Source organism: Priestia sp. KCTC 13724 (genome assembly GCF_056820425.1).
Window position 1 is genome coordinate 35,726 of record NZ_JBXDLD010000018.1, and the last position, 19,101, is coordinate 54,826.

A 19,101-nucleotide genomic window follows, 5' to 3' on the forward strand; every position below is an offset into this window, starting at 1 on the left:
AAGAAGGAGTTTTTTTATGTTCATTCGAGCTTTCGCATATCGAAAGCTATATAAGAAATTATACATGGAGGTACAGAGTATGTCAGAACAGGAAGTAAAGCTTTCAACGAAGTATGACCCAAAATCTGTTGAAGAAAATCGCTATCAATATTGGTTGGATGGGAAGTTTTTTGAAGCAACAAACGATGCTGAGAAAGAGCCCTACACAATCGTGATCCCACCGCCAAACGTAACGGGTAAACTTCATCTAGGGCATGCTTGGGATACAACGTTACAAGACATTTTAACGCGTATGAAGCGCATGCAGGGCTATGACGTTCTATGGTTGCCTGGAATGGATCACGCCGGTATCGCTACGCAAGCAAAAGTAGAAGAAAAGCTTCGTCAAGAAGGAAAAAGCCGTTATGACTTAGGGCGTGAGAAGTTTGTAGAAGAAACGTGGAAGTGGAAAGAAGAATATGCCAGCTTTATTCGTCAGCAGTGGTCCAAGCTAGGCCTTGGCTTAGATTATTCTCGCGAGCGCTTTACGTTAGATGAAGGCTTATCAAAAGCCGTTCGTGAAGTATTTGTTAAGCTATATAAAAAAGGCTTAATCTACCGCGGTGAATATATTATCAACTGGGATCCAGCAACAAAAACAGCCCTGTCTGATATTGAGGTTATCTATAAGGATGTGCAAGGTGCATTTTACCATATGCGCTATCCGCTTGCCGACGGTTCTGGGCATATTGAAATTGCAACAACACGTCCGGAAACAATGCTAGGTGATACGGCAGTTGCTGTTCATCCTGAAGACGAACGCTATAAGCATTTAATTGGTAAAACAGTTAAGCTTCCGATTGTAGGTCGTGAAATTCCTATCGTTGGTGACGATTATGTAGACATGGAGTTTGGCTCAGGCGCTGTGAAGATTACACCTGCTCATGATCCAAACGACTTTGAAATTGGGAACCGCCACAATTTAGAACGCATTCTTGTGATGAATCAAGACGGTACAATGAACGACAAAGCAGGAAAATATGAAGGTATGGATCGCTTTGAATGTCGTAAACAAATCGTAAAAGATTTACAAGAAGATGGCATTTTATTTGAAATTGAAGATCACATGCACTCTGTAGGTCACAGTGAACGTAGTGGAGCTGTAGTCGAGCCTTACTTATCAACACAGTGGTTCGTGAAAATGCAGCCGCTGGCTGATCAGGCAGTTGAACTTCAAAAAGGCGAAGAAAAGGTTCAGTTTGTTCCAGATCGCTTTGAAAAAACGTACCTACACTGGATGGAGAATATTCGCGACTGGTGTATTTCACGTCAGCTTTGGTGGGGACACCGTATTCCAGCTTGGTATCATAAAGAAACTGGAGAAGTGCACGTTGATCATGAGCCTCCAGCAGATATTGAAAATTGGGAGCAAGATTCAGACGTACTTGATACGTGGTTTAGTTCAGCTTTATGGCCATTTTCAACGATGGGTTGGCCGGACGTGGAATCGATTGACTTCCAGCGCTACTATCCAACAAATGCGCTTGTAACGGGCTATGACATCATCTTCTTCTGGGTATCTCGCATGATTTTCCAAGGTCTTGAATTTACAGGCAAGCGTCCATTTGACGACGTATTAATTCACGGACTTGTACGTGACGAGCAAGGCCGTAAGATGAGTAAATCTCTTGGAAACGGTGTAGATCCGATGGAAGTGATTGAGAAGTACGGTGCCGATTCACTTCGCTACTTCTTATCAACGGGAAGTTCACCGGGACAAGATTTACGCTTTAGCTTTGAAAAGGTTGAAGCAACTTGGAACTTTGCTAATAAAATTTGGAATGCATCTCGCTTTGCATTAATGAATATGGATGGCATTACGTTTGAAGAACTTGATATGTCAGGTGAGAAATCAGTAGCGGATGAGTGGATTTTAACACGCTTAAATGAAACAATTGAAAGCGTAACGAAGCTAGCTGATAAATATGAGTTCGGCGAAGTAGGACGCGTGCTTTATAACTTTATATGGGATGACTTCTGCGACTGGTATATTGAAATGGCAAAGCTACCTCTATATGGAGAAGACGAAGCGGCTAAGAAAACAACTCGTTCAATCTTAGCGTATGTGTTAGACAACACAATGCGACTTTTACATCCATTTATGCCGTTTATTACCGAGGAAATTTGGCAAAGCTTGCCGCATGAAGGCGAATCAATTACGGTAGCGAAATGGCCAGAAGTACGCCCAGAGCTAACAAATAAAGAAGCGGCAAACGAAATGCGCTTACTTGTAGACATCATTCGTTCAGTGCGTAATATTCGTGCGGAAGTAAATACGCCAATGAGCAAGCAAGTACGCTTGTTCATTAAAGCAAAAGATGAAGCGATTCAAGCGCAGCTTGAGAAAAATCGTGCATACATCGAGAAATTCTGTAATCCAAGTGAGCTTGCAATTTCTACGGAAATCTCTTTAGACGAAAAAGCAATGACAGCTGTTGTAACAGGAGCTGAATTAATTCTACCTCTTGAAGGGTTAATTAACATTGAAGAGGAAATTGCGCGCCTTGAAAAAGAATACGATAAGCTGAATAAAGAAGTGGAGCGTGTTCAAAAGAAACTTGGAAATCAAGGTTTTATCGCAAAAGCACCGGCAAAAGTAGTAGAAGAAGAGCGCCAAAAAGAACAGGATTATGTTGAAAAACGTGAAGCTGTTCAAGCGCGTATTGTCGAATTGCGCGGGGAATAATAGAAAAAGAGGCTGGGACATAAGTAATTCAGCCAATGATAAACCTGAACGATTGAGAGTTTCTCACTTTTAATCGTTCAGGTTTTTTGTTGATTGTGAAAATAATGTTGGAAACAGGGTGGAATGGAGCGTAGGACACTCGACTCCTGCGGGAAAGAGAGGGAAAACGGAGATCCCGCAGCGCAGCGAGGAAGCTCAGGTTCCTCCCCGCGGAAAGCGAGTGGCCGTAGCGCAATGGAACGAACGTGTTGAGACAAACCAAAGAGATGGGAACAGCTAGTGTTCGTCTTTTAGAAGCAATCATTTTGTTATGTCCCAAACTCTTTTGTATACATAACGGAACCACAACCAGACTTTTAAGTTCATTCGATTTTTACTGTTGCATTCGCTATAATAATCATAATACAAAAAGAAGGGTGACCGTGATGATACAAACATATGATGAGGCCTTACAATGGATACATAATCGCTTACATTTTGGCATGAAGCCTGGCTTAGAGCGAATGAACTGGATGCTTGAACAGCTTGATTATCCCCATCAAAATATAAAAGCTATTCATATTGCGGGCACAAACGGAAAAGGCTCAACCGTTACGTATCTGCGCTATATGCTCCAAGAAGCAGGGTATGATGTAGGCACATTTACTTCTCCTTATATTGAAACATTTAATGAGCGAATTAGCATAAACGGAACGCCAATTTCAGATGAGGAAATGCTTCGCCTTGTACAAGAAGTTAAAGCAGTTGTAGAAAGAGTAGAAGAGACAGAATTTGGCGCTGCGACTGAGTTTGAAGTTATTACGCTCATGTTCTTTTTATATTTTGGCTACCATAACCGCGTTGATTATGTTCTTGTTGAAGCTGGACTTGGTGGTCGATACGATTCAACAAATGTCGTTGAACCACTGTTAACCATTATTACGAATATTGGCTTTGATCACATGGCTATTTTAGGGAATACGGTAGATAAGATTGCGTTTGAAAAAGCAGGCATCATTAAGCGAGGCGTGCCTTTAGTAACGGGTGTAGAACAAAAAGAAGCGATAGAAGTAATTGAAGGAATAGCTCGTGACCATGAGGCGTCGCTAGATCGTTTGGGCAGTGAGTTTACAATTGAAAGTTACAGTGCTTTAGAAAATGGCGAAGCCTTTACATTACAAACACCTATCCATACTTATGAGAACCTTGAACTTGGCATGTTTGGCTATCATCAAGTGAAAAACGCATCCTTAGCGGTTCGAGCTTTAGAGCTGTTAGGACAAAAAGGAGAACTACAGCTTTCTCAAGCTGATTTAGCAGAAGGGTTAAAAAAAGCACGCTGGAGTGGACGCTTTGAAAAAGTGAGTGATTCTCCACTAGTTATCATTGATGGTGCCCATAACCAAGAAGGTGTAAAAAGCCTACTAAGTACGCTGCGTCTTCACTATGAAGACAAGCAGATTCACATCATTTTTAGCTGCCTAAATGACAAGAGTGGTAAAGAAATGGTGAAAAGTTTAGAAGGTATTGCTGAAAGTATTACCTTTACATCGTTTGATTTTCCAAGAGCGAGAACAGGACAAGAGCTATATGAACTCAGTAAGCACCCTAGTAAAAAAGTGAATGAACAGTGGCAAGAAGCAATTGAACAAGCTCTTTTACACCATGCAAAACCAAATGACTTAATCGTCATTACAGGTTCACTTTACTTTATTTCAGAAGTTCGATCATTCTTATTACGCGCCTAAAAAGCAAGTCGTCACCGAACGGCTTGCTTTTTTATTTAAAATATTTCGTGAACGACACTGTGAATAAAGAACTATTTTTATTATAATGATGGTAAAATATACTAAAGAGATGAATAAAAGATACTATGACCAAAGTTATAGGTGAGTGGATAGGATTCTTTATTGCAATCTTGTTGTTCAGTACGTTCGTTCCTCTACAAGGACAAGCTGCAAGCAGTACTCCTGCTTTAAATGTGAACATAAGCCCGTCAAAAGAAGAGTTTTTAAAGCCTTTAGGTGCTGATGCACAGGGAGATTTAAATATTACGCTTAATCCAGAAGGAAAGCTTGATGATATTTCAAATGAGCTTAGAAAGCCTTTAGACGTGGTGTTTGTGCTTGATAAATCCGGATCGATGGGTCCTTTATATGGAAATAAGTTAGATGATGCTAAGAAAGCGATGAATGAAGCAGTTAAAGTTTTTCAAGCAAATCGTTTAGCGAATGATCGGTTTGGACTGGTAACTTTTGATACGGACGTAAAGGATGTTATTTCTTTAACCTCCGATCTTCAAGCCATTAATAAAAAGGTTCAAAGTATGACGGCTGATGGAGGAACAAACTATGCACAGTCACTTGAACGAGCAGGTGATATCTTAAAAGATTCAAAGAATGATAAATATATTATCTTTCTCACAGATGGATTTCCTACCCAAGCTCAGGAAGAAAAGTATTTTAACTTTTCCGGTAACGTTCGCAAATGTAACTCTTGGGGATATTGTAAGTATGACTATGTAAGGGTTAATAGTCATAAAACGGTATATTACAATGTATATACCAATGGTTCACAAGATGCGTATATACTAGATGATGATGGCTATAGAATATATGTTAATACATCTGGAACTCCACAATCGATTATTAAAAACTTGAGCACTAATCAAGCTCTCAGTCTAGCCAATCAAAAGGTCAAACTTTACTCTATAGGTTTTGGAACAAATCAAGAGTTAGACATGAACTATTTAACTAAGCTCTCAGAAACTACTGGCTCTAAAGCCTATCAAGGTGATACAAGCAACCTAAGCGATTTATTTCGAAGCATTACGACTGAAATTGGGCAATATGCAATGAAAGACGTGCAAGTGAAAGTGAAAATTCAGGGAAGCGGAACGTCGTTTCCTGGAAAAGTGAAGTTAGCCGATAATGCGAATGCGTATATGGACGGTGACTATGCGATGATTAATTTAAAAGACGTTCCGTATGTATTAGGTCAAACGCCTTCTGCGACATCGTATTCCCTACCCCTTACGTTTGATACTAAAGGAACGTATAATTTTTCAGACGTCTCGTTATCCTATAAAAATTTAAGCGGTAGTTCCATTTTGAAAAAGCACGATGCAGTAAAGGTTGAAATCAAGGATAAAATTGCTCCAACGTTTAAAGGAACGGTTGGTTTTTTAGATACAAACAAAGTAGGTCGGCTTATTAAAAAAGAAGATCGAAATAGCGAATCTAACCAATTTGATTTAATCTATACGCTTACACCTGATGCAACTTTAGAAAAAGCTGATCGAGGCACGCTGCAAACTATTAAACTAACGCAGATTCTTCCTGAAGGGATAACGGTTGTTAATCCGCCTTCAAACGTCAGCGTGAAAGGAAATCTCATTGAAGTAACGTTTACGGATATTCCCTATAACAATGGTTCGTTTAGCATTAACAAGCTAACGCAAACGATTAAACTTCAAGCAAATTGGGCAATGAATCAAACGTTCCAGAATCCAACTGTCTCGTATAATGACAGTAATGCAGGAGCAAGAAGCGTCATTTTAACAGCTCCAAAATTACCAATTATCGCGAAGGTTTTATTAGAAGATACCCTTGAGAAATATAGTGGGGATGCATATGGTAACATTGAAAAGATAACAAAAAATACCAATACGCTTATTCAAACAATTAAGCTAAAAGGTGGAGAACAAGAGTTAGCTCAGCCAATTAAGTCAATGGTATTTACAGGTGATAAAACAGCAATTGACGTAACGTATAGCAATGACACAAAAAAGCGGCTGAAGCTTGTTCCTTCGTTTGAAATAAGAGGTCAAGATTCAAACGAAGTGATTAAAAACGGTAGTGTGTCATCGGAAAAAGTAAAGTTCTCGTTAGTGGATTTAATTCCAGGAGAAGGTGTAACGTATGAATATAAGGTCAACAACGGTAGTTGGACAACCTTTCAACAAAAAGATGAAGTTACCGTTGATAAAGTAGGAGAAGTAACGATTAAAGTTCGTGCAACGGGTGGTTTTGCAAAAGCTAATCAAGAGGTTACTCAGACAGTAACTATTCGGAAGTTAGTTGACAATATTAATGTTGATCCAGCTAGCGTGACGCTGTTTGTTGGTGAAAAAATAACGTTAAATGCATCTGTTTCACCAGCGGATGCCACGAATAAAGATGTTAAATGGATGATTTCTGATACGGGGATTGTTAAAAAAGATATACTCGTAACGGGTTCATCTAAATATGGAATTATTGGTGTGGCACCAGGAAATACGACTGTTGTAGTAGAATCAGTAGACGGAGCTGTGAAAAAGGAAGTTCCAGTACAAGTGCTTGATGATTTTAAATTTAAATATCCTTCGATTATGATGGAACCAGGAGAAGAGCGCAATATAAAAGATTTACTTGTTTATCGTAATGGTGGGCTTTTAGATACGCTACTAAATCGTCAGGTGATTGAAAGTATTGTTACTGAGCCAAAGGATAACCCGTCATTTAGCATTGTATCTAAAGATAACAGCATGTTTATTGTGGCCAAAAAAGTAGGATATGGATCTGTGGTGGCAACTGGAGCAAAAGTGAAACAAGACGGAACAAGGGTTAGCTCTAGTATGATCGTTATCGTGAAAAAAAGACAAGGAACAGATGGATCTGGGGCGAAGTGGTGAGTGAAAGCCGTGATGCTAAGCATCGCGGCTTTTTGCTGTTCAAAGTATTGTCACTTTAATCAATGGGAAAACTGATATATAATTGACATGAATCCAAACGTAAGGAGATTGTGAAAATGAGTAAGGAAAATGAGAAAATAGTGCCGACTAGTAATAAAAACTATACGGGCATTATCTTAACGGTTTCATTAATTGCAAACGCAATTATCTTAGCACTGTTCTTTTCACCAATCGGTTATCAAGGAGAGGTTCACTTTGATTTAACAATCTTTCCGCGATTAAATGCAATATTAAACAGCTTTACTTTTATCTTTCTTGTAGCGGCACTAGTATCAATTTTAAAGAAAAACATTAAAGCTCATAAAGGGTTTATTTTAGCGGCATTTTCTTCGACACTATTGTTCCTTGTTTTCTATTTGACGTTTCACTATATGTCAACAGAAACAGCAACGTTTGGTGGAGAAGGAATTATTCGCCCAATCTATTTCTTTATTTTAATTACTCATAGCTTCTTAGCGGCCGTAGTTGTTCCACTTGCGCTGTTCTCAACGGTTTGGGGTTGGACGATGCAAGTAACTAAGCATAAAAAAATCGTTCGTTGGACAATGCCGATTTGGCTATATGTAAGCTTTACAGGTGTGCTTGTATACCTATTTATGGCACCTTATTATTAAAAAAATCTTCTCCTGACGGAGAAGATTTTTTTAATTTCGCGGTTGAATGGTTGCTTCTGGTATTACTTGAAGCGTATCAACAAGCGGTAGAGATTCAAGCTTTGTTAATAAGACGCTGCGGTCATAAAGAACGTTAAAGCGAGAATACTTTCCTACTTGTGAGGTACTAGATCGGTCGATGTCTTTTTCAGTTTCTACGTTACCTCTCACAGCATTAACCGTCAGCGGTCCCTGAGAGAAAATTCCACCGTCGATGGCAAACAGTGAGCCTACGCCGTAAAGCTCAGCTGAAGATTCCGTATAGAAAAAGCCTTGTAACAGCGAGAATACATCTTGCTGTTGATCTTTTAAGTTTTTGAAATTGACTCTTTGTTCTTCTTCGTCATTAAACGTTGTAAACTCATTAATTCGGTTTAAATTAATAGGACCTTTAGCAAGTAAAATCAGCATTCCTTTTTTTCCTTCATTACTATAATTAAAGCCTTCAATACTAACATTGGTAATTTTAACCTCTCCACCTGTATAGACAATGGAATCAAACATCCCAATTTCCTTTTCGGCGGTTGAAACATCCGTATTACCTGTAATCGTCAAATTGTTTTTTACCACAATATTCTTTGTTAATTCAAAAGTGCTGTTTAAAGGTTTCAAGGTTAAATTGTTACCCACAAACAATGGATGATCTAACGAAATGTCATCGTTTGTATCGATGAGTAAGCTTCCACCTAGGCAATAAGGTGAAGCTCTATGATTTTGTCATTTATCTACGCCAGTTTTCAACGCTTTTAAAGGCGGGAGTGACGGTTGTAGAGTCGATGCGTATCTTATCTGCTCAAACCGAAAGTAAACTACTACAGCGAGCGCTTGTACAAATTGAAGAAGAAATTCGGGAAGGAAATGCGCTATCCTCGGCTTGTGCGAAATTTCCTCATGCGTTTCCAAGCATGTTTATTAACATGGTTAAAGCAGGTGAAGTAGCCGGTAATCTCGATGAAACGCTTGAACGCCTAGCCGATTATTTTGAAAAGCAGCACCGCACGCGACAAAAGATTATCTCAGCACTGGCTTATCCAGCAGCGGTGGGCGTCGTGGCCATTGCCGTCGTCATTTTCTTGCTTGTATCCGTTGTGCCAATGTTTGTAGATATGTTCAAAGATTTCGGAGCTAAGCTTCCAGCCATTACGAAGTTTGTATTGGCTTCAAGTGAATTTATGCAAAAATTTTGGTGGGTAATTGTTGGTTTATCTAGCATCATTGCAGTAGGACTTTCACTTTTATATAAGCGCCCACAAACAAAGTATTATTTAGACTATGCCATGTTAAAGCTTCCCGTATTTGGACCGATGCTGCAAAAAGCGGCTATCGCTCGGTTTACGCGAACGCTAAGCTCGCTGTTTTCAAGCTCCGTGCCAATTTTACAAGCCATTCACACCGTTGAAGGCGTTATTGGGAACGAAGTTGTATCTCAAGTATTAAAAAAAGCGCGAACATCTCTTGAAAAAGGAGCTTCCCTTACCGAACCGATGGAAAAACACTGGGTATTTCCACCGCTTGTGACGCGCATGATTTTAGTTGGTGAAGAAACGGGTGCACTCGATACGATGTTAAGCAAAGTGGCAGATTTCTACGAAGCGGAAGTTGAAACGACAACGGATCGGTTAAAGTCTCTCATCGAACCGTTAATGATCGTCTTACTAGCTGCACTTGTAGGGACAATTGTACTAGCGATTATGGTGCCGATGTTTGATTTATTTAATCATGTTGATTCATACTAAAACTATTTTCATATTTTGTAAATTATTGTATAATAAAAAATGAATAAAATGACCTATAAATCCATTGTGTGATTTCAATCGGGATAAGAAATCAGCATGATAGGAACAAATGAAATCTTCATTTACCATAACGTTTGCAGCTTGGTATTTTCTTTACTTTTTTACTAGTTATAAAGTATGAGGGTTTATGGTCCTGATTCTGCTGATTTTTTACATATTCAACAGAATAGAGAACAGAATGTAGTACAAGCACAAAAGCTTAATGCTCATCGGTTCCATTTTCAAGTCAAACGGTGGATTTATGCAAAATGTACAAAGGAAAAGGAGAGAAACACATGATGAAAAAGTTCTTGAAAAATGAAAAAGGATTAACGCTTATCGAGCTACTAGCCGTAATCGTTATCCTGGGTATCATCGCAGCGATTGCAATTCCAAGTATTGGTGGGATTATTCAGAAGTCTCGTGAGGATGCGGTGAAGGCTGATGCATTGCAAGCTATTAACTCAGCTAAAGTATATATGTCTTCTAATACAACGTCTACTGGGGGAAGTACTACTACTATAACAAGTACACAATTAGAGCCTTATTTAGATGTGGAAAATGAAGATTTTACCGTTACAAATGTTATCTATGACGGTTCTGATTATAAGTTTAATGGGACTGGTAAAGCTGGGAGTGTGACACTTACATTTACCAATGCAACTACAAAACAAATTAAAGCAGATAATAAGAAAGATACAAGAGTAATAGGTGATTCTGGAACAAATTCAACTGCGGATTCCAAACAATAACTATTATAATGTATATTTTATTTGAGCTTTATATTCTAACCCTAGGTCTCATCCTAGGCTCCTTCTACAACGTAGTCGGCTTACGCATTCCGGCCAGGGAGTCAATTGTGAGGCCACGGTCTAGCTGCCCGAGCTGTCAGCGCGTTTTAACAGCTCGCGAGCTGGTGCCGGTGCTGTCGTATTTGATTCAAAAAGGGAAGTGCCGCAGCTGCGGGACGTCGATTTCAATTAAATATCCGATGGTGGAACTTTTGACAGGCATACTATTCGTCCTGTCATTTCGTTTATATGGCTTTCAGTGGGAAACGCTTGTTGCGTGGACTCTTGTATCGCTTCTGATGATTGTGGTGGTATCCGATTTGGCGTATATGCTCATTCCGGATAAAGTGCTGCTGTTTTTCTTGCCGGTTGTAGTCGTTCTTAGACTGTTTGTTCCGCTCGACCCTTGGTGGGATATGTTTCTAGGTGCTGCAGCTGGCTTTGGACTGCTCCTTTTAATTGCTCTCGTTAGCAAAGGTGGCATGGGCGGAGGCGATATTAAGCTATACGGAGTGCTTGGGCTTGTGCTCGGATTTAAGCTCGTGCTCTTGTCCTTCTTTTTAGCCGCGGTAATCGGTGCAATTGTTGGAATATTTGGTATGATAGTAGGGAAAGTCCAACGCGGAAAACCAATGCCATTTGGCCCATCGATTGCAGGAGGAACGCTTGTTGCATATTTTTATGGTGATTTTCTGATAAACTGGTACTTTACATTTTTAATTTAGCAGGTGAACAACCATGGCCTTACGACTTCCGTCAATGAAAAGTAAAATAGGCAATTTGATTATTAAAGACCATGTCATTCGATATATTGAAGTGAAACAAGCAAGTCCGGTTGTTATTTCGAAACAGCATGAGCGTCATTTACCTCATGGCTTAATTCAGCAGGGGAAAATTGTGGATGAAGAGTCGCTGCTGTTTATTTTAGATGAATGCGTGAGAGATTGGAAAATTAAAAAGATGAAAGTGCGCTTTATTGTTCCGGATAACCAGGTGGTTATCCGGCAGCAGCAGCTTCCAGAGCACGTGAAGGAAGAGGAGATTCGAACGTATTTGTTTATGGAACTTGGCGCTACGATTCATTTGCCGTTTGAAGAAGCTATTTTTGACTACGTTATTCATCAAAAAACAGAAAAGCAAACGGAAATCACGCTTTTTGCTGCGCGAGAAGATACGGTTGTTAGCTATATGGAACTGATGAAAAAAGCGAAGTTAAAGCCGGTCGTTGCGGACTTGTCTTCGCTTAGTACATACCGACTTTTCTTCCAGGCTGACCTCGTTCGCTCTCAGGCGCACTATATGGTTTTGCAAGTGGATTCGTTTAGCATGAATGCCAGCTTATTTGCGAACCATCGTCCCGTCTTTATGCGCCATATGTCAGTTGGAGAGTACTGTAACGGCTGGACGGTGGAGCAAGAAGGAGACAAAACTTCTCTGCAGTTTTATGGTGACAAACATGAGCAAATACAAGCATTCTATGAAGCTATTCAAGAGCTAGAGCGAATCGTTAGCTTTTATCAATTTTCTATTAATAAAGGTGAACAACTCATCTCCAAAGTTTTTGTGACCGGTGACCATCCCTATATTCATGAGTTAATGGAGCAAATGCAAGAAGCTGTTAGCATTCCATTTGAAGTGATTAACCATGGAATGAGTCGTCAAGAGTTGATAGACGACGTGAAGCCCAGCTTTCATTTGCCGCTTGGCTTGGCACTGAAAGAGGTGAGATGATGCTTGTTGAAATTAATCTCTTGCCCCAAAAAGAACGTGGAAATAAGCCGTTTGTTTGGGGGCTAGTTACCATTGCTGCGCTAGTGCTGTTGGTGGGGAGCTTTATCATTTGGGAGTATTTTAGTTTAGTAGAAAAAGAGCAGTCAGCAACGATAGCGATTCAAGAAGTACAGGTAGACCAAGCTGTCAAAAAAGCGTAGCTTCAAAAAAGCAACGACGGCAAGGAAGTTGAAGAGCTTGTTTCAGCGATTGAATGGGCGCAGAGCTACCTGATGAAAACTGTTCCAATTATCAAAGAGTTTACGGCTGCGCTCCCTGACCGAGGCTTTCTTAAACGATTTGCGTACAGTGCAGAAAACGAGACGGTAGAAATTCAAATTCAATTCGACGAACAGCGCCAGAGCTCCTATTATTTAAGCCGATTAAAAAATGATGTATCGATTGTAAAAGATGCGCAGGTGTTAACGGTGGAAGCTGAAAAAAGTGAAAAAGAGAACGAAGATAAAACGATTCAAAGTGAAGAAAGCATTATTCCGCGCTATGTTGCAACGTATAGTGTTCAGATTGATCGAAAAGCAGTAGGCAACCTTGTTAAGAAAGAAAAAGAAAAGGAGGACCAATGATGATGGGACTATCCAACAAACAGTGGATTATCGGTGCCTCAACTTTTGTTGTTATGGCATCCCTCCTTGTGATTTTATATTTTCAGTTTTTATCACCGTTAAAAACAAATGTTCAGACGCTTGAAGAGGAGCTTGAAGCGGAACAGAGAATTTTAAAATCGTTGAATGAAAGCGGGGCAAATAAGCCGAAAGCCTTTTTAAAAAGCAGCGTGGAGCTACAAAAACAAGTACCCGTACAGCCGTTTACCGAACAGTTTATGCTCGAACTGCAAAAAGCTGAAGTGGTGTCCGATAGCGTCATTGATGAGATGAATTTTGCTGATGGAGAAGGGATTTCTTCACCTGCAGGCGAACAAAGCGCTGAGGATGAAGCGCAGCCTGCTGAAGGGGCTGTCACTCCGGCAGGCTTACAGCAGACCAAAGTCACCGTCACGGTAGAATCGAAGCGATATGATGACCTCTTGACATTTTTACAGACGATGGAGTCTTCAAAGCGCATCACTCAAGTCGAAGCGATTACATTTGATGGACCACAGGATGCAAAGACCATTTCTAATGTAGAAGACCCCGTGCTGCGATATGAGCTAATGCTATCAACATTTTATTACCCTTCGTTAGAGAATTTACGTGATAAAATCCCAGCAATCGACATACCAGAAGCGGGAAACAAAGCTGATCCATTTCAAACGTTAGGTAATCATTAATGAAGTTGATACATAAAGATGAACGAGGACTGATGCTGACGGTTCATTTGTAGAGATTCGCTTTGAAGATAATCGCTTAAATTACTATGTTTGCCTAAAGAGTGATACAAAAGTACTTTGCCAAGAGGACGGAGTAGGGATTTTGTCATCGGAGCTTGCGGTCGACAAAATTAAAAATCGTGTAATAAAATAGCGAAACCTTTTATAACAAGACGACAAATGTCTTGTTATTTTTTTTGTCGTCTATGATAGCATGGTAAAAAGTGTATGTGTTAGGTAGCAAAAGGTGGTGAAAAGGTGGACAAGCAAAATCCAAAAGTTACGGTCAAAATTAATGGTAGAGAAAAGAACATAAAAGATACGGATACGCCTAAGGAAAAGGAAGAAGAGGTAGTGTGGGTTCTTCCGGAAAAAGTCGAGGTGTCTGAGCGCAAAGTCGTTTCAATTGAAGAAGTGCGCAACGAAAAGAAAAAACAGCCGAAAAAACTGAAAGAGCAAGTGGGGAAAATATCCATCAAGAAATCATCGTTTTCAGCAGTGAGGAAATTTATTGTGATTGTAGGACTAGCGGTTACCGTTGGCGTCGGGTTTGGAATGTTTGGTTTAAATACGATTACAAATGATAAGCAGCCGTCTCCAGTCAGTCAGAGCCCATCCGCAGTTGCGGTTAACTCCGCAGTGACCGATCATTCGGAGCAAACAAAAGCGACTGAAAAAGAACTGAAAGAAGACGCAAAGCCTGGGGCAACGGCCACGGTTGATGCTTTCTCAATCTATATTGTACAAGCAGGTGTTTTCTCTTCAAAAGAAGCGGCAGCAAAAGCAAAAGAAAGTCTAAGCGGAGAAAGCGTTGTGTTTGGTCAAAGCAATGCCTATACCATTGTCGTAGGTGCTAGTACGAGTGAAGCAAAGGCTAAAGAACTGAGCGATGCCTATAAAAAAAGTGGTGAAGACGCCTATGTAAAATCATATGAGATGAAAGGTGCTGCTCAGCTGGCAGAAAGTGACGAAAAAGTGATGTCCACGCTTCAACCATTTATGGCCAATGTGATGGATCAAGTGGGAAAAGTAGTGGAAGGAAACAAAGCGTCAAGCGTGAGTGAAGTTAAGAAAGAACTGGATAAAATCCAAGAGCAAACGGATAATAAAGAGATAGGAAAGCTAATTAAAACGCTAGAACAATCGGTTTCCTCTCTTGAGTCATTTAATCAGTCTAGTAAAAAAAGCGATGGTGATCAAGCGACAAAGTATATGCTAACGTCCCTTGTTCAGTATCAGCAAATTATTAAAAAGTAAATCAGGTGGCGCTTGCTACCTGATTTGTTTATTGTAAAAAATAGTTAATCTTGTTAAAATTGAGATGTGTTCTTTTTTTCAAATATTCGAAGTGTAAAGGTTGAGATTAATGAACAAAGAATTAATATTAGCCTCTGGCTCTCCTCGTCGTAAAGAACTGCTACAGCAGCTTCACATTCCTTTTTCCGTACATGTAAGCAACGTTGATGAAAAAGTTAATCACAACTATTCACCGTCTGAAGTGGTGATGGACTTAGCGTTGCAAAAAGCGTCTGATGTTGCAACACTGTATCCGAATCATATTGTGCTAGGATCCGATACGGTTGTTGTGTACAAAGACAGTATTTTAGGAAAGCCAGCTAGCGAAGCAGAAGCAGTTAAAACTTTAGAGATGCTTTCAGGAAAAAAACATCAAGTGCTCACAGGAGTGGCTCTTGTGGAAGGTGAGCAAGTTCAGACATTTTATGAAAAAACAGATGTTGAATTTTGGCCGTTAACAGTAGATGAAATTACGCAGTACGTTCGAACGGGTGAGCCAATGGACAAGGCGGGCTCGTACGGTATACAAGGCCTAGGAGCTATGTTTGTCAAAAGCATTCAAGGTGATTACTTCTCTGTTGTTGGTCTGCCATTGTCTCGCACAATAAGAGAACTGAGAAAGCGTGGTTTTGTCTACTCCATTTGAGGAGGGAAACCATTTGATGAATGAGTCATTGATAATGAAAGATTTTCCATATGAAGAAAGACCAAGGGAGCGCCTCATGCTAAAAGGTGCTTCCAGTTTATCAAATCACGAGCTTATCTCTATCCTGCTTCGAACAGGAACGAAAGAAGAATCCGTTCTTCAACTTGCCAACCGAATCCTTCGCTATTTTGATGGATTGGAGCTATTGCAAAATGCAACGCTGGATGAAATGGTAAGAATGAAGGGGATTGGACAAGCAAAAGCAGTTCACCTTATTGCTGCGATTGAACTCGGAAAGCGAATGGCTCAGGTGAAACCAGGAGTAAAGTATGCTATTCGAAGCCCAGAAGATGGAGCAAATTACGTAATGGAAGAAATGCGTACATTACTTCAAGAGCATTTTGTCTGTCTTTACTTAAATACGAAAAATCAGGTTCTTCATAAACAAACCATTTTTATTGGTAGCCTCAATTCATCGATTGTACACCCCCGTGAAGTCTTTAAAGAAGCTTTCCGTCGCTCGGCAGCCTCTATTATTTGTGTACACAATCACCGGAGAAAGGATATGTTTCTTTTATATTAAACCTCTGATATATTAGGTAATAACTAAAAAAATTAGGTAATACCTAAAATGCGAGGTTATCAAATGGGGAAACAACCTTTTTTATCAGTGATCAGCAATAAACAAGAATTACACTATCCTTCATATGAAGAATCGAGAGAATACCAAGCAAAGTTAATTGGGCTATGGGAACAGCAACAACGTGTTCTAGGATATACAGAACATACTATAGCTCTTGGAACAAAGTGTTTAAATGAATTCTTAGATGTGTCAAATAAGTTCATATGGGAAGTTACAATGTCGGATGCGGATCAGTTTTATCTAGGATTGGTTGGAAGAGGACTGGCATATTCAACTAGGAGGAAATACCAATCCACTATCTCTACATTTTTAGAGTATTTAAAGACAAGGCATGGGCATGAAATTTGGGAGAGATATAGAGTACAAGTTCCTAACTTATTAGATAAATTTAACCGTTACTATCATAGAAAAGATGATCATAATGGTCAGGTAATACCTCCAAAACCAGAATTACTTGATAGGTTTTGGAATGGGTTGAAGGAAGAAATGAAAACAGCTAGAAAATATTCCACTGTAGCGAGAGACTATACCCTTTTTAGGATGTTAGAATTAACAGGTTTAAGAACTCACGAAATAATTATGATGGACGTAAAAGATTGTAGGTTTGACTTAGGGGAAAAAGGTAAAATTCATGTCCGTTTTGGAAAGGGATCTAAGGGGTCAGGATTTAAGCGACGATGGGTACCGATGTTGGATGATGTAGATTTACTCCTGAAATGGTACTTAGAAAAAATTAGGCCTCTTTTCACTAATGAAACTGTAGGACCTTTATTCTTATCAGAAGGTGGAGTAAGGCTAAATAAACACACAGCACGAAAGAGTTTAGCGAGAAGGCAAGAAAAGATGGGTTTTACTAAAGAAGAGATTTTTAGTCCTCATCAATTACGTCACTCATTCGCAACTCGTCAGACAGAACTTGGTGTTGACTTATTAACGCTAAAGGAACTGTTAGGTCACGCAGATGTCGCAACGACATTCAATTACTCTAATCCTGGTTCAGACCATCTGGAGAAAAGAGTGAGGATGGCTCAAGAAAAGTGGCGAAATCAATTATTAAACTTTAACAAAAAGGGTGAATGAATTGGCAATTGAATGGAGATTAAGAAAAGTCATGGCCGATAATGGAATATGGTCTGGGGCTGAATTGGGTAGGCTTTTGGAGGATAAGGCAGGTTATAAACTATCTCCTCCCTCTATAAGCGCTTTATTAACTAGTGAGCCTAAGCAAGTAAAAACCCAAACAATGGATGCGCTTTGTACTGCACTAGAATGTACTCCAAATGATTTATGGAAACACACTCCTACACCTGCGAAAAAACTTGAAAGACCAACGAATAATAAGTTGGCAAAGGCGGTTAATGAATCTATTTCTAAAGATAAACTTCCACCAATATAGGAGAATGATGAACAATTTTAATTGCTTATTTTGTGAAAGAAAACTAAATAAATCAGAAATTAATAAAAAAGCAACCGTCTGTCATAATTGTTTAAGTAAAGCTCGTGTAGAGAGGGTTCAAACCGAAGGTTTTCTTAAAGAAAATTTCAAAAAAACATGGAGTGCAACACTATTTAAAAAATATGTTTTGTATTTAAAAGAACTAGGTATTGGTGTGGAAACAATTCGTAAGAACACAAGTAAGGTGTTACAGGTTTTACAAGCAGCTGAAAATGAGCTTTTAAGGCCTTCTGATATTAATGAAGGTTGGTTGGTATCTACATTAGAAAAAATCTCTAATCCAAAGGGAATTAAATCAAGTCTATTTAATTTTTTAATTAAGGAAGGCTATTTAAGCTTTAACGCAGATGAGGGTATTATTACTAGCATTAGAGAGCTTTTAAAGCAAGTCCCAAAAGGATTTATACGTCTATTGGAGATATATTTCAATGAAAGAATGGAGCTTAGGAATAGGCAAATAAAGTTTAATGCGAGGAATCCATTATCCCTCTTAACAGTAAAGACTGACATGGAAATATTCGTAAGACTAGTCCGATGGTTTCAAATGAACTGTAAACATATAGAATCTTGGGATACTGTTCAACAAGAAGATGTTCATGATTTTCTTTTAAGTTTAACACCTAAGCACCGTGAGATTGTGAGGAAAGATTTATTAGTTCTTTTCAAGTTAGCCAAAAGAAAAAGAATAATAACCCATATACCAATCTTGGACATAAAATCAAGGGAGCTTCCTCCAACTATCGAGCCCTTATCCTTCGATGAGCAAGTAAGAGTGGCTAAAGTAATAAAAAGTCGCCTTTATGAACAACCATTAGAGTGTTTATTGACAACCCTATGTTTTTATCATGGGTTATCTTCATCACATATTAGCAACATAAAAATAAGTGACATAAACGTTGATTTGAAGGTAATTTACCTTAATGAGAGATCTCCTGTTTATTTATCTAATGATGAACTGGTATTAATAATTGAGTACCTTAAACAAAGATCAAACATAAAAAACGTAAAGAATAAGCCTTATTTAATTGTAAGTTCGAGCTCATCAGAAGTATATCAGGATCGTCCAATCAAAGCCCACTTCATAGCAAGAAAGGTAAAGGCTTTTTGTGGTTTTACACCCAAATCTTTAAGAATTACTTGTTTTAATACGATAGCTAGTCATTTTGGACCTCAACTACTTGTAGAAGGATTCGGTTTATCTTTAACACAAGCTTCAAGATATGGGAAGTTAGAGGACTATCTTATTGAAGAACAAATTCAATCTGAAAGGGAATATTTAAATAAATAAACAATTCAAAAGGATGGTTC

The 19,101-nt window shown here is 39.2% G+C and carries 17 protein-coding genes and 2 pseudogenes; 18 read left to right on the forward strand and 1 reads right to left on the reverse strand.

What is annotated here, in order from left to right:
• Positions 1–79 precede the first annotated feature (79 nt).
• The 5 genes from AC1UFB_RS02540 to AC1UFB_RS02560 all read left to right on the forward strand — a co-directional run bounded on the left by AC1UFB_RS02540 (position 80) and on the right by AC1UFB_RS02560 (position 8,050).
• The gene (locus AC1UFB_RS02540; protein ID WP_025908548.1) at positions 80–2,725 is read left to right on the forward strand and encodes a valine--tRNA ligase; all 2,646 of its coding nucleotides are present in this window, start codon (positions 80–82) and stop codon (positions 2,723–2,725) included.
• Between the two features lie 118 nt (positions 2,726–2,843).
• Complete coding sequence (locus tag AC1UFB_RS02545; RefSeq protein WP_156413431.1) at positions 2,844–3,005, forward strand: hypothetical protein; 162 nt, start codon at positions 2,844–2,846, stop codon at positions 3,003–3,005.
• Positions 3,006–3,150: 145 nt separating this feature from the next.
• Positions 3,151–4,452 carry a bifunctional folylpolyglutamate synthase/dihydrofolate synthase gene (locus AC1UFB_RS02550; protein WP_482588449.1) on the forward strand — a complete coding sequence of 434 codons (1,302 nt, stop codon included), beginning with the start codon at positions 3,151–3,153 and terminating at the stop codon, positions 4,450–4,452.
• 125 nt (positions 4,453–4,577) lie between these two features.
• Positions 4,578–7,376, forward strand: coding sequence for a VWA domain-containing protein (locus tag AC1UFB_RS02555; protein WP_198511862.1), 2,799 nt, complete (start codon positions 4,578–4,580; stop codon positions 7,374–7,376).
• Between the two features lie 116 nt (positions 7,377–7,492).
• Positions 7,493–8,050 (forward strand): DUF420 domain-containing protein, encoded by a 558-nt coding sequence (locus tag AC1UFB_RS02560; RefSeq protein ID WP_061785209.1) that lies wholly within the window; start codon positions 7,493–7,495, stop codon positions 8,048–8,050.
• A 30-nt stretch (positions 8,051–8,080) separates the two neighbouring features.
• On the opposite strand, the gene AC1UFB_RS02565 is transcribed toward AC1UFB_RS02560, so the two are convergent.
• Positions 8,081–8,644 carry a hypothetical protein gene (locus AC1UFB_RS02565; protein ID WP_139109170.1) on the reverse strand — a complete coding sequence of 188 codons (564 nt, stop codon included), beginning with the start codon at positions 8,642–8,644 and terminating at the stop codon, positions 8,081–8,083.
• A 134-nt stretch (positions 8,645–8,778) separates the two neighbouring features.
• Here AC1UFB_RS02565 and AC1UFB_RS02570 point away from each other — a divergent pair.
• The 13 genes and pseudogenes from AC1UFB_RS02570 to AC1UFB_RS02630 form a co-directional block, all read left to right on the forward strand.
• Positions 8,779–9,825, forward strand: a pseudogene (locus tag AC1UFB_RS02570) (type II secretion system F family protein); the annotation flags it as partial.
• A 335-nt stretch (positions 9,826–10,160) separates the two neighbouring features.
• Positions 10,161–10,616 (forward strand): prepilin-type N-terminal cleavage/methylation domain-containing protein, encoded by a 456-nt coding sequence (locus AC1UFB_RS02575; RefSeq protein ID WP_061785212.1) that lies wholly within the window; start codon positions 10,161–10,163, stop codon positions 10,614–10,616.
• A gap of 8 nt (positions 10,617–10,624) precedes the next feature.
• Complete coding sequence (locus tag AC1UFB_RS02580) at positions 10,625–11,380, forward strand: prepilin peptidase (RefSeq protein WP_198511863.1); 756 nt, start codon at positions 10,625–10,627, stop codon at positions 11,378–11,380.
• A 13-nt stretch (positions 11,381–11,393) separates the two neighbouring features.
• Positions 11,394–12,386 (forward strand): type IV pilus biogenesis protein PilM, encoded by a 993-nt coding sequence (gene pilM / locus AC1UFB_RS02585; protein ID WP_025908541.1) that lies wholly within the window; start codon positions 11,394–11,396, stop codon positions 12,384–12,386.
• A complete protein-coding gene (locus tag AC1UFB_RS02590) occupies positions 12,386–12,586 on the forward strand; it encodes a hypothetical protein (RefSeq protein ID WP_328100738.1) in 201 nt (66 codons plus the stop codon). Before pilM ends, AC1UFB_RS02590 begins: the two co-directional genes overlap by 1 nt.
• A 72-nt stretch (positions 12,587–12,658) precedes the next feature.
• The gene (locus AC1UFB_RS02595; RefSeq protein WP_328100739.1) at positions 12,659–13,009 is read left to right on the forward strand and encodes a hypothetical protein; all 351 of its coding nucleotides are present in this window, start codon (positions 12,659–12,661) and stop codon (positions 13,007–13,009) included.
• On the forward strand, positions 13,009–13,713 hold the full coding sequence (locus AC1UFB_RS02600) for a hypothetical protein (protein ID WP_328100740.1): 705 nt from the start codon (positions 13,009–13,011) through the stop codon (positions 13,711–13,713). Before AC1UFB_RS02595 ends, AC1UFB_RS02600 begins: the two co-directional genes overlap by 1 nt.
• A gap of 297 nt (positions 13,714–14,010) precedes the next feature.
• A complete protein-coding gene (locus AC1UFB_RS02605) occupies positions 14,011–15,009 on the forward strand; it encodes an SPOR domain-containing protein (protein ID WP_100346771.1) in 999 nt (332 codons plus the stop codon).
• A gap of 109 nt (positions 15,010–15,118) precedes the next feature.
• Positions 15,119–15,694 carry a Maf family protein gene (locus AC1UFB_RS02610; protein WP_025908536.1) on the forward strand — a complete coding sequence of 192 codons (576 nt, stop codon included), beginning with the start codon at positions 15,119–15,121 and terminating at the stop codon, positions 15,692–15,694.
• A 16-nt stretch (positions 15,695–15,710) separates the two neighbouring features.
• Positions 15,711–16,259: pseudogene (radC, locus tag AC1UFB_RS02615) on the forward strand (RadC family protein); the annotation flags it as partial.
• Positions 16,260–16,340: 81 nt separating this feature from the next.
• Complete coding sequence (locus AC1UFB_RS02620; protein WP_284561160.1) at positions 16,341–17,417, forward strand: tyrosine-type recombinase/integrase; 1,077 nt, start codon at positions 16,341–16,343, stop codon at positions 17,415–17,417.
• Between the two features lie 31 nt (positions 17,418–17,448).
• Entirely contained in the window at positions 17,449–17,733 is a 285-nt protein-coding gene (locus AC1UFB_RS02625) for a helix-turn-helix domain-containing protein (RefSeq protein WP_446715446.1), read from the forward strand.
• Positions 17,734–17,740: 7 nt separating this feature from the next.
• Positions 17,741–19,081 carry a site-specific integrase gene (locus tag AC1UFB_RS02630; RefSeq protein ID WP_482588452.1) on the forward strand — a complete coding sequence of 447 codons (1,341 nt, stop codon included), beginning with the start codon at positions 17,741–17,743 and terminating at the stop codon, positions 19,079–19,081.
• Positions 19,082–19,101: the final 20 nt, after the last annotated feature.